Raw genomic sequence first — 11,285 nt, 5'->3', positions numbered from 1 at the left:
CTGATGAGCATCGGCACGGTGCTGAACGTCCTGCGTGAGGAGTTCCCCGAAGTCACGATCTCCAAGATCCGCTTCTTGGAGTCGGAGGGGCTCATCGAGCCGCAGCGAACCCCCTCGGGGTATCGCAAGTTCAGCCCTGAGGATGTCGAGCGCCTCGGTCATGTCCTCAGGATGCAGCGGGACCACTATCTGCCGCTCAAGGTGATCCGTGAGTATCTGGAGGCCCTGGAGCGCGGCGAGGACGTACGTCTGCCGTCGGTGGGCCGCCAGCGCGACATCGGTGACCGAGAACGCCTGAGCGAGCTCCTGGGGGAGTCGGAGGAGCTCACGGCTGCCAGGATCGGGCGTGGCGAGCTGCTCGCCGGCGCCGGGATCGACGAGGAGCAGCTGGCCGAGTGGGAGTCTTACGGGCTCGTGGCCGCGCTGCCGGACGGGTCGTACGACGCCGAGACCCTCACCATCGCCACACTCGTGGTGGAACTGGGGCGGTTCGGTATCGAGCCGAGGCATCTGCGGGCGATGCGGGCCGCCGCCGACCGTGAGGCGGGCCTCGTGGACCAGGTCGTGGCCCCGTTGCGCCGTCACCGCAATCCGCAGACCAGGGCGCATGCGGAGGATCGTACGAGAGAGCTGGCGGGGCTCACGATCAAGCTGCACGCCGCGCTCGTGCAGAGCGCGCTGGGCGTGCGGCTCCGCTGAGGCGGGGTGTTCGCCTGTGGCGGATCGGTCGGCCGATCTGTGCCCGACTACCCAAACATCCCGAGCACGGCCTAGGGTTGCTGTGTGAACGAGCTCGATGTCGTAGGTGTCCGGGTCGAAATGCCCTCCAACCAACCGATCGTGCTCCTGCGTGAAGTGGGAGGCGACCGTTACCTCCCCATCTGGATCGGGCCCGGGGAGGCGACGGCGATCGCCTTCGCTCAGCAGGGCATGGCCCCCGCGCGACCGCTGACCCACGACCTGTTCAAGGACGTGCTGGAGGCCGTCGGCCAGGAGCTCACGGAAGTGCGCATCACGGACCTGCGTGAGGGCGTCTTCTACGCGGAGCTGGTGTTCGCCAGCGGGGTCGAGGTGAGCGCCCGGCCGTCCGACGCCATAGCGCTGGCGCTGCGCACCGGGACGCCGATCTTCGGCAGTGACGGGGTGCTCGACGACGCGGGCATCGCGATCCCGGACGAGCAGGAGGACGAGGTGGAGAAGTTCCGCGAGTTCCTCGACCAGATCTCGCCCGAGGACTTCGGAACCAACAGCCAGTGAGCCGGGACGGGCGGCGGTGCGGGGCTGGGGTCTCGATGCCGCCGACCGGGATTCCGTTGCGGAGCCGAGGGCGTAGTGGGCGGCTGAGCTGTGCCGCTGTGCTTGAGCGCCGTCGCGGCGGATGAGATGAACACCGAGGGCTGTCGGCAGTCGACCGAAGTGAAGACCAAGCGGACTGGGGGCTCGGGTCTCGCAGGTCGGAGGGGTCGAGCGTGTACCGGTGCTCGGCACATGCCAAGGGCCAGTGCGATGCCGGGCGGCTCCCCCTCAGCGCATTCGGCTAGCCTTTCCCCGCGGAAGGGCACGGGAAACCACTCTCAGGGTGATTATCACTCGGCGTGGCGAGTGTGGCGGTCGTTGACGCACCCCTGGTGGCTGCCTACCGTCGAGAAGGCAGGTCAAGGACGGAGGTCGGCGTGAGAAGTAGCGGCGACGGTACGGCTGGGGGCGCCCCCGGACACAGTCTGGGGGAGAACGGCCCGTACCCTCTTTCGAGCTCTCGGCTTCACCCGAGCGGGGGGTATCCCCATCGCGGCGGCGCGGCCGGTCATGTCCCGCAGCGGCCCACGGCTGTTCAGGACAGTGCGCAGGCGGCGACCGAGCCGCACGAGAACGTCGGTTACCGCGGTCCCACCGCGTGTGCGGCCGCCGGTATTACTTATCGGCAGCTCGACTACTGGGCCCGCACCGGCCTCGTGGAGCCGAGCGTCCGGCCTGCCCATGGGTCGGGGACGCAGCGTCTCTACAGTTTCCGGGACGTCGTCGTCCTGAAGATCGTGAAACGGTTCCTCGACACGGGTGTGTCGCTGCAGAACATCCGCACGGCCGTCCAGCACCTCCGGGAGCGGGGGTTCAGCGACCTGGAGCGGATGACGCTGATGAGCGATGGTGCCACGGTCTACGAGTGCACCTCGCCCGACGAGGTCCACGCGCTGCTTCAGGGCGGCCAGGGGATCTTCGGGATCGCCGTCGGGGTGGTCTGGCGCGATGTGGAAAGCGCTCTCTCGCAGTTGCACGGGGAGCGGGTCGACACCGGAGAGACGCTCGTCGGCCACAACCCGACGGACGAGCTGGCGCGGAGGCGTAACCGGGCGGTCTGAAGGCCCGTGGATCCGAGGGGCTGGGTCCCCTTGGCTGTGGGAGGGCTCCTTGGGTGGGTCGATGATCCGAGGTTGGCGGATGGATGCCCTCGGGGCAAGTGGCCGATGTGTTCAGGCGGTACGGGTCGGCCGCAGGGGGCATTGTCAGTGGCGTAGGGCAGCATCGGAGATGTGAGAACCGCGCCCACCATCATGCATCTCGACATGGATGCCTTCTACGCGTCGGCGGAGCAGGCATCCAAGCCCAGCCTGCGTGGGAAGGCCGTGATCGTGGGTGGGCTCGGGCCGCGTGGGGTCGTCGCCACCGCGTCGTACGAGGCCCGGGTTTTCGGGGTGCACTCGGCGATGCCCATGGCGCAGGCGCGGCGCCTCGCGCCGAACGCCGCCTATCTCACGCCGCGCTTCACGTTCTACCGGGAGATCAGTGAGCAGGTCATGGGGCTGCTGCGCGCGCTGTCGCCGCTGGTGGAGCCACTGAGTCTGGACGAGGCGTTCGTGGATCTGGAGGCCGGGGGAGCGGCCTGGGACGAGGAGTCGGCGCGGCGGGCCGGGGTGAAGCTGCGCACGGACATTCGGGCGATGACCGGGCTGACGGGGTCCGTGGGGCTCGCGGCCTCCAAGATGCTGGCGAAGATCGCGTCCGAGCAGGCCAAACCCGACGGTCTGGTGGTGATCGAGCCGGGTATCGAGCGGGCATTGCTGGGGCCGATGCCGGTGCGGATCCTGCCGGGGGTGGGGCCGGCGACCGGGGACCATCTGCGGCGGGCCGGGATCACCACCGTCGAGGAGATCGTGGAGGCGGGCGAGGACGAGATCGTACGGCTGCTGGGAAAGGCCCATGGGCATGGGCTGTACGCGATGGCGCTGGCGCGCGACGACCGGGCCGTGGTGGCCGAGCGGGACACGAAGTCCGTGTCGGTGGAGGACACGTACGACGTGGACATTCATGACCGGGTGCGGGTGCGGATGGAAGTGCAACGGCTTGCCGATCGATGTGTGCGGCGGCTGAGGGGGGCCGGGCTGTCGGGGCGGACGATCGTGTTGAAGGTGCGGCGGTTCGACTTTTCGACATTGACCCGGTCCGAGACGTTGCGGGGGCCCACCGACGACCCCGCCGTGGTGCGGGAGGCCGCGGCGCGGTTGTTGGAGGCCGTGGACACGACCGGTGGGGTGCGGTTGCTCGGGGTCGGGGTGAGCGGGCTTGCCGACTACACGCAGGAGGATCTGTTCGCGCAGGCGGCGGGGGAGCCGGATCTTCTTGAGGAGGAGCCGGTGGAGGTGGCCGTGGCGGCGGAGAGTGCGCCTGTTGAGCGGCAGTGGCGGGCCGGGTGGGATGTGCGGCATGCCGAGTACGGGCACGGGTGGGTGCAGGGGAGCGGGCTGGGGCGGGTGACTGTGCGGTTCGAGACGCCTTGGTCGGAGCCGGGGCGGGTGCGGACGTTTCGGACGGGCGACCCCGATCTGGAGCCGGCGGATCCGTTGCCGCTGATATCGGGTGGAGTGGCGGAGCCGGGGGTGGAGTCCGGGGCGGCGGGGTGAGAGTGGGCGTGGTTCCGGGGCGGCGAGGGAGGGGCGTGGCGCCGGGCTGAGGCCGGCGTTGACCGCGGCGTCGCTGCCTCCTGTCCTGGTTGAGCGCCGTTGCGGCCCGGATGAAGGGGCCGGGCGGAAGGGGGAGCCGAGGTGGGAAGAAGGAGGGAGTGGGGAAGCACGGTGCGGCTGCGAGCTGGGCCGAAGGGGGAACCCAGATGACACGGGGCGCCCAGGCGGGAGTGCAAGCCGGGGCAGAGCGGAGCGGGGGCGGAGCGGAGACGGGTGGACAGGGGGAGTGCGGGGCGGCGGGTGACGGGATGTGGGATGTGGGGTGGGGTGACGGGGTCGATGGGCGGTGGGTCAGGAGTCGTCCTTGCCTGAGATGGGGTCGAAGCCCTGGTCCAGTGGGGGTGGTGGGGCTGTGTCCAGGCCGTAGTGGTGGTAGAGCTGGAGTTCTTGTTCGGGGGAGAGATGGCGGCCTACGCCGAAGTCGGGGGCGTCTTTGATGAGGGCACGGTCGAAGGGGACGTGGAGGGCGCCCTCGATGAGTTCGCTGGGCTCCAGAGGGACGAACGCGTCACGGCCGAAGAGGCCCATGCGTATCGCGGCCCACTCGGGGGTGCCGGTGGCGTCGTCGAGGTAGACCTCGTCGACGGTGCCGATCTTGGTGCCCTTGCGGTCGAATACCTTGCGGCCGATCAGGTTGCGCGGATCGATGTCGGGCTGCACGGGCCCTCCAAGTGGTCGGAGAGGAATCGCGGATCGTCGCTCGTCAGCGCCTATCAATACGAAAAGGCACATCGGGTTGGGCGGCCACTCGAAGACCATGCGTTGACCACGCTGATACGCTGGCAGCGGCTGCTGAACCCGTGCGGGAGAGTCCTCCGGACACATCGGAGGCGCCGAAGGAGCAAATCCTCCCCGGAATCTCTCAGGCTCACGTACCGCACGGACGAGGTCACTCTGGAAAGCAGAGCGGGTGTCGACGGCTTCCGCTCTCACCGACGGTGAAAGCCGGTCCATGTACGGACCGGTGAAGCTCTCAGGTTGAGATGACAGAGGGGGAGGCCGTCCGGGCACCCATGCCGTGGTGCCCCTCGCAGGTCGTCAGACCAGGAGGCCTCCGCAATGACCGCCCATCGCATTCCGCTCGCAGAGCTCGAACAGGGAATCCCCTTCGAGCGGCGCCACATCGGCCCGGACCAAGAGGCCAGGGCGAAGATGCTCGCGCAGGTCGGATACGGCTCGCTCGACGAGCTGACGGCCGCCGCCGTCCCGGATGTGATCAAGAATGCCGAGGCCCTGAAGCTGCCGGGCGCGCGCACCGAGGCCGAGGTTCTTGCCGAACTGCGTTCCCTCGCGGACCGTAACCAGGTGCTGGGGTCCATGATCGGACTCGGGTACTACGGGACCTTCACCCCGCCCGTCATCCTGCGGAACGTGATGGAGAATCCGGCCTGGTACACGGCCTACACGCCGTATCAGCCGGAGATCTCGCAAGGGCGACTCGAAGCGCTGCTCAACTTCCAGACCATGGTCGCCGACCTGACCGGGTTGCCGACTTCCGGTGCTTCGCTGCTCGACGAGGGCACGGCCGCCGCCGAGGCCATGGCGTTGTCGCGGCGGATGGGGAAGAACAAGAAGGGGCTCTTCCTCGTCGACGCGGACGCACTGCCGCAGACCGTCGCAGTGATCGAGACGCGTGCCGAGCCGACCGGGGTAGAGGTCGTCGTCGCGGATCTGAGTGACGGGATTCCGGACGACATCGCCGCCCGTGAGATCAACGGTGTGCTGCTGCAGTACCCGGGCGCCTCCGGGGCCGTACGGGATCTCAGGCCGGTCATCGAGCAGGCGCACGCACTCGGTGCGCTCGTCACCGTCGCCGCCGATCTGCTCGCCCTGACGTTGTTGACCTCGCCCGGTGAGCTGGGCGCCGACATCGCGGTCGGTACGACGCAGCGGTTCGGGGTGCCGATGGGCTTCGGCGGTCCGCACGCCGGTTACATGGCGGTGGGGGAGAAGTTCGCGCGCAGCCTGCCCGGGCGGCTCGTCGGGGTCTCCGTGGACGCGGACGGACACAAGGCGTACCGGCTCGCCCTGCAGACGCGGGAGCAGCACATCCGCCGGGAGAAGGCGACCAGCAACATCTGTACGGCGCAGGTGCTGCTCGCCGTGATGGCCGGGATGTACGCCGTGTACCACGGGCCCGAGGGGCTGAGGACCATCGCCCGGCGCACCCACCGGTACGCCACCGTCCTGGCCGCCGGTCTCACCGCCGGCGGGGTCGAGGTCGTGCACGGCGTCTACTTCGACACGCTGACCGCGCGGGTGCCGGGGCGGGCCGCCGAGGTCGTCGCCGAGGCCCGGGTGCGCGGGGTGAACCTGCGCCTCATCGACGGCGACCTGGTGTCGATGTCCTGCGACGAGACCACCACGCGGGCGCAGCTCGGTGCCATATGGGCCGCGTTCGGCGTGGAGGGCGACGTCGAGGCACTGGATGCCGCTGTCGAGGACACGCTGCCGGAGGCGCTGCTGCGCTCCGACACGTACCTCACGCACCCGGTGTTCCACCAGCACCGGTCCGAGACCGCGATGCTGCGCTATCTGCGTCGTCTCGCGGACAGGGACTACGCGCTCGACCGGGGCATGATCCCGCTGGGTTCCTGCACGATGAAGCTCAACGCGACCACCGAGATGGAGCCGGTGACCTGGCCCGAGTTCGGGCAGCTGCACCCCTTCGCGCCCGCCGAGCAGGCACAGGGCTACCTCACGCTCATCCGTGAGCTGGAGGAGCGGCTCGCGGAGGTCACCGGGTACGACAAGGTGTCGCTGCAGCCGAACGCCGGCTCGCAGGGTGAGCTGGCCGGACTGCTGGCCGTACGCGGGTACCACCGGGCCAACGGCGACGAGCAGCGGACCGTGTGCCTCATTCCGTCCTCCGCCCACGGGACGAACGCCGCGAGCGCTGTCATGGCGGGCATGAAGGTCGTCGTCGTGAAGACCGCCCAGGACGGTGAGATCGACGTCGAAGATCTGCGGGCGAAGATCGAGCAGTACCGCGACGAGCTGGCCGTGTTGATGATCACGTACCCGTCGACGCACGGTGTGTTCGAGGAGCACGTCGCCGACATCTGCGCGCAGGTGCATGACGCGGGCGGGCAGGTGTACGTCGACGGCGCCAACCTCAACGCCCTGGTGGGTCTCGCCAAGCCGGGGCACTTCGGCGGTGACGTCTCGCATCTGAACCTGCACAAGACGTTCTGCATCCCGCACGGCGGCGGCGGTCCCGGCGTCGGTCCGGTGGCCGTGCGCGAGCACCTGGCGCCGTATCTGCCGAACCACCCGCTGCAGCCCGAGGCCGGCCCGGAGACGGGTGTGGGCCCGATCTCGGCGGCGCCCTGGGGTTCCGCGGGCATCCTGCCGATCTCATGGGCGTACGTACGGCTCATGGGCGGTGAGGGGCTCAAGCGGGCCACACAGGTGGCGGTGCTCAGCGCCAACTACATCGCCAAGCGGCTGGAGCCGCACTACCCGGTGCTGTACACAGGACCGGGCGGGCTCGTCGCGCACGAGTGCATCATCGATCTGCGGCCGCTGGCCAAGTCGACCGGGGTGAGCGTCGACGACATCGCCAAGCGACTGATCGACTACGGCTTCCACGCGCCGACGATGTCGTTCCCGGTGGCCGGGACGCTGATGATCGAGCCGACGGAGTCGGAGGACCTGACCGAGCTGGATCGATTCTGCGACGCGATGATCGCCATCCGCGCCGAGATCGAGAAGGTCGGCTCGGGCCAGTGGCCCGCGGACGACAACCCGCTGCGCAACGCCCCGCACACGGCGGCGGCGCTCGGCGGGGAGTGGGAGCATCCCTACAGCCGTGAGGAGGCCGTCTTCCCGGCCGGGGTCACCGCCGCCGACAAGTACTGGCCGCCGGTGCGCCGGATCGACCAGGCCTTCGGCGACCGGAATCTGGTCTGTTCCTGCCCGCCGCTGGACGCTTACGAAGCGTAGTCACCCGCGGATACGCGTCGGGGCCGGTGCGGAGAGTGCTTCTCCGTCCGGCCCCTCATGTGTCCGGGCGGACGTCCTGTGCGGGGACGCTCGCCCTGTGCGCACGTGAAGTGCGGCCAGGCCCCTGATCCGCCTGCCTGTACGGGCCCTAGGGTGCGTTTCATATGTGGATCTTGATGTGTCAAGATCCCACTTCGTGGGGCGGCATGATCTGACGAATACACAGTGGGCGAAGCTGGAGCCCCTGCTCCCGGTCGGCAAGAAGCCTGGACGGCCACCGGTGCACACCAAGCGGCAACTGATAGACGGCATACGGTGGCGCACCCGCGCCGGTGCTCCCTGGCGGGACGTGCCCGAGCGCTATGGCCCGTGGGAGACGGTCTACGGCCTGTTCCGCCGCTGGCAGCGGGACGGCACCTGGCACCGCATCTTCGAACAGCTGCAGGCCCAGGCCGACGCCGAGGGACTGATCACCTGGGACGTCTCGGTGGACTCGACCATCGCCCGCGCCCACCAGCATGCGGCCGGCGCCCGCAAAAAGGGGATCTGCAGATCGAGCCGCCAGGCGGTGTGTTCATCGAGCCCGACGACCACGGGCTCGGACGCTCCCGGGGCGGGCTGACAACCAAGCTCCACCTGGCGGTCGAGCAGGCCCAGAAACCGATGTCGCTGGTCATCACGGCAGGACAGCGCGGTGATTCCCCGCAGTTCCAGGTGGTCTTGGGCCGCATCCGGGTGCCCCGGCTCGGGTCGGGCCGCCCGCGCACCCGGCCGGACAAGGTGCGTGCCGACAAGGCGTACGGCTCCCGCGCGAACCGTGCCTACCTGCGCAAGCGCGGTATCCGCTGCACGATCCCGGAGAAGCGCGACCAGATCGCCAACCGCAAGAACCGCGGCTCCCACGGCGGCCGGCCACCTAAGTTCGACAAGGCCGACTACAAGGAGCGCCACGCGGTCGAGTGCGGAATCAATCGCCTCAAGCGGCACCGCGCTGTCGCCACGAGATACGACAAGTTGGCAGTTCGCTACGAGGCGACCGTGCTGGTCGCAGCCATCAACGAGTGGCTGTGACCAGCACTTTCAAAACGCACCCTAGGCGGCCGACATCACCTTGTCGGTGCCCAGGGGGCGGTGTGGGGCGATGATCTGGCCGTCCGGCAGGAGCTCACCGGTGTCCTCGAAGAGCAGAACGCCGTTGCAGAGCAGGCTCCAGCCCTGCTCCGGATGGTGCGCCACGAGTCGGGCGCCTTCCCGGTCGGCGGATTCGGCTGTCGGGCACAGTGGCTGGTGCTGGCACATGGTTGTTGGGATCTTTCGCTTTGTCGTATTGTTCGAGATGGCTGTTTTGTCTGTTTCGCGGCTTGAAGCCCCGTTCATGGCCGCCCCCGTTGAGATAAATCGGTCCGGTCCCAGTGTTGCCCTACGGGCGTCAATCCGCAGGGATTTCGCAGCACCGCTTCTCACAGGTTGATGACGCACCGCCCGCGCGGACGGTTCATCCGAACCGCACTGTCCCTTCGGGTGGTTCGCGGTGGTCGGATAGGGCTAGTCCGATGGGGAGATGCGTACTGAATTGCTCGTCCGAGCGTATTGCTGCGCGAAAGAGCGGAATATCTCGTCAGCGGTAAACGAGTACCCCGCCACCGGTATATCGGCAGCGGGGTACGAGGCGGTACGAAAGAGGGAAGTGAGCCTGAACTCAGGCGGGCGAGCCGAGGAGCGGGGCGGGGGTCAGCCGGGTGGTCAGCACCGGGAGGAGGTCGGCGACCCGGTGCGGGCGGTGGGCCGCGATGCCGGGCGGGGCCGGCGCCAGCGGCACCAGGAGGTCGGTCGGCGCCGGGTGTCCGGTGGCGCCGTCGGCGGTGTGGTCGGCGTGCAGCCAGAGCGTGAGCATGTAGAGCTCGGGCACCGACAGCAGGCGGGGCTGATAGGGCTGGGGCATCAGATCGGCCTGACGCAGGGCGTGCTCGGTCGAGGCGATGTACGGGCCCTCGAAGAAGTGCGAGAACGCCCATCCGTCGGGCATCAGCCGGGTCTCGGCGGCGGCCACGGCACGGTCGCCGCAGCGGATCAGGAAGCGCCAGCCGGTGAGGCGCGTGGTGCCCGCGCTCTCGGGGGCGATCCGGTCGAGTACGTGGACGGGCAGCGGGAGTTCGGGTGTGGCGGGGCCCTGGGCGTTCTTCAGGGACGGGGTTCGCGCCTCGTGGACGGCGGTGGGGGAACCGAGTGCCGTGAGGACGGTGCGCAGGGCGGGCGCTGGAGCCGGGGGGACATGCAGCGGCATGGTGGGTCGCCTCTCATTCGACAGGCACGGTGGCGCGAGGGTGGGGGCGGACGACGCTGTCAGCTCTCGGGATCGGAGAGTGGATGCTCGGAGTCCGGGTACATGGGAGTGGTCCGCCGCGCTGGCCTGACGGCAGGACCGAGGACCGCGAGTGCCGACTCTCAGCCTCGTTTAGCGAGTTTATACGACACATGTTCAGAGGATGTTTCGTCTAGCCGTCGTGGATATGAAGAGCAAGGCGGTATCCGGTCGCCGAAACGCGAGAATCATCCCGATTACCGAGAGGCCGGCGCCGGTGACCTCGGATTGTCGGCACCGGGTGGACGGCCGGTTCTCGTCGGCGCTTTTCACGAAAGCCGGCACATAGAAAGCGCGTGCTCATTCTTGCCCGGTGAATGTGCCAGAAGCACGCCGAGTGAATATGGTCGAAGGAGACCGCGCCAAGCCTAGCGTGCGCAGGTCGTGCGCGAGACGTTATCGGTGGCTCTGCCTGGGCATCATCATCCGTGGACCCGGGACAGCAGTGGCCGGCTCGTCGGGCCTGCCCATCCGAGGAGGGACACTTCGATGGGGGAGAAGGTCGTGGCGGGGCCGTTCGGCCTGTCCGACCGTCAGCTCTACCGTGACAAACTGCGGCAGTGTCTGGCGGGACTGGCTCGGCTGCTGGCGGAGAAGCGGTTCGATCGCCCCAAGAATCTCATGGGTGTGGAGATCGAGCTGAACCTGGTCGGGGCCGACGGTCTGCCGAGAATGATGAATGCGCAAGTACTGGAGCGGATTGCGAGCCGAGATTTCCAAACAGAACTCGCCATGTTCAATCTGGAAGTCAACATAGCTCCACATCGGCTGGGTGGTCGGGTTTTCGACCGGCTTTCCGAGGAGCTGCGCACCTCCCTGGCGTATGCGGACCGGAAAGCGGGCGAGCTGGACGCCGGGATCGTGATGATCGGCATTCTGCCCACGCTCGACCGCGACGATCTGGTCTCCTCGAACCTCTCCGCCGGTGACCGCTACACGCTTCTCAACGATCAGATCGTCGCCGCCCGCGGTGAGGACTTCACCCTCGACATCGACGGTGTGGAGCGGCTCGTCTGCACCTC

9 protein-coding genes, 1 pseudogene and 1 riboswitch are annotated in these 11,285 nt (G+C 68.5%); of the genes and pseudogenes, 7 read left to right on the top strand and 3 right to left on the bottom strand.

The window, feature by feature from the left end; translation table 11 throughout:
• The 4 genes from ftsR to STRIP9103_RS43360 form a co-directional block, all read left to right on the top strand.
• Nucleotides 1-699, top strand: a 699-nt coding sequence (gene ftsR, locus STRIP9103_RS43375) for a transcriptional regulator FtsR (protein ID WP_234022447.1), incomplete at its 5' end; no start/stop codon positions are given.
• An 84-nt stretch (nt 700-783) separates the two neighbouring features.
• The gene (locus STRIP9103_RS43370; RefSeq protein WP_005475662.1) at nt 784-1,257 is read left to right on the top strand and encodes a bifunctional nuclease family protein; all 474 of its coding nucleotides are present in this window, start codon (nt 784-786) and stop codon (nt 1,255-1,257) included.
• 416 nt (nt 1,258-1,673) lie between these two features.
• Nucleotides 1,674-2,357: a MerR family transcriptional regulator gene (locus STRIP9103_RS43365; protein WP_078614261.1), complete on the top strand. Its 684-nt coding sequence runs from the start codon at nt 1,674-1,676 to the stop codon at nt 2,355-2,357.
• A 171-nt stretch (nt 2,358-2,528) separates the two neighbouring features.
• Nucleotides 2,529-3,896, top strand: coding sequence for a DNA polymerase IV (locus tag STRIP9103_RS43360; protein WP_009341697.1), 1,368 nt, complete (start codon nt 2,529-2,531; stop codon nt 3,894-3,896).
• A 351-nt stretch (nt 3,897-4,247) separates the two neighbouring features.
• Here the strand turns inward: STRIP9103_RS43360 and STRIP9103_RS43355 are convergent, their stop codons facing one another.
• Entirely contained in the window at nt 4,248-4,616 is a 369-nt protein-coding gene (locus tag STRIP9103_RS43355; RefSeq protein WP_009341708.1) for a PRC-barrel domain-containing protein, read from the bottom strand.
• Between the two features lie 133 nt (nt 4,617-4,749).
• A riboswitch (glycine riboswitch) is annotated at nt 4,750-4,844 on the top strand.
• A gap of 171 nt (nt 4,845-5,015) precedes the next feature.
• On the opposite strand from STRIP9103_RS43355, the gene gcvP reads away from it, so the two are divergent.
• Both gcvP and STRIP9103_RS48030 read left to right on the top strand, forming a co-directional pair.
• A complete protein-coding gene (gcvP, locus tag STRIP9103_RS43350) occupies nt 5,016-7,901 on the top strand; it encodes an aminomethyl-transferring glycine dehydrogenase (RefSeq protein ID WP_009341704.1) in 2,886 nt (961 codons plus the stop codon).
• A gap of 196 nt (nt 7,902-8,097) precedes the next feature.
• Nucleotides 8,098-8,972 (top strand): IS5 family transposase gene (locus tag STRIP9103_RS48030; protein ID WP_374005668.1). Its coding sequence is split into 2 segments (ribosomal slippage): nt 8,098-8,487 and nt 8,490-8,972, totalling 873 coding nucleotides; the frame shifts between segments, so codons are not numbered across the junction.
• 21 nt (nt 8,973-8,993) lie between these two features.
• Here the strand turns inward: STRIP9103_RS48030 and STRIP9103_RS43335 are convergent.
• Nucleotides 8,994-9,200 (bottom strand): DUF5999 family protein, encoded by a 207-nt coding sequence (locus STRIP9103_RS43335; RefSeq protein WP_048822159.1) that lies wholly within the window; start codon nt 9,198-9,200, stop codon nt 8,994-8,996.
• Nucleotides 9,201-9,600: 400 nt separating this feature from the next.
• Complete coding sequence (locus STRIP9103_RS43330; RefSeq protein WP_009341700.1) at nt 9,601-10,185, bottom strand: hypothetical protein; 585 nt, start codon at nt 10,183-10,185, stop codon at nt 9,601-9,603.
• Nucleotides 10,186-10,752: 567 nt separating this feature from the next.
• On the opposite strand from STRIP9103_RS43330, the pseudogene STRIP9103_RS43325 reads away from it, so the two are divergent.
• Nucleotides 10,753-11,285: pseudogene (locus STRIP9103_RS43325) on the top strand (glutamate--cysteine ligase); the annotation flags it as partial.

The organism is Streptomyces ipomoeae 91-03 (assembly GCF_000317595.1).
In the GTDB taxonomy this organism is placed as follows: Bacteria; Actinomycetota; Actinomycetes; order Streptomycetales; family Streptomycetaceae; genus Streptomyces; species Streptomyces ipomoeae.
Note: the sequence above shows the minus strand (reverse complement) of the source record. Positions and strands in the feature narration are given on the sequence as shown.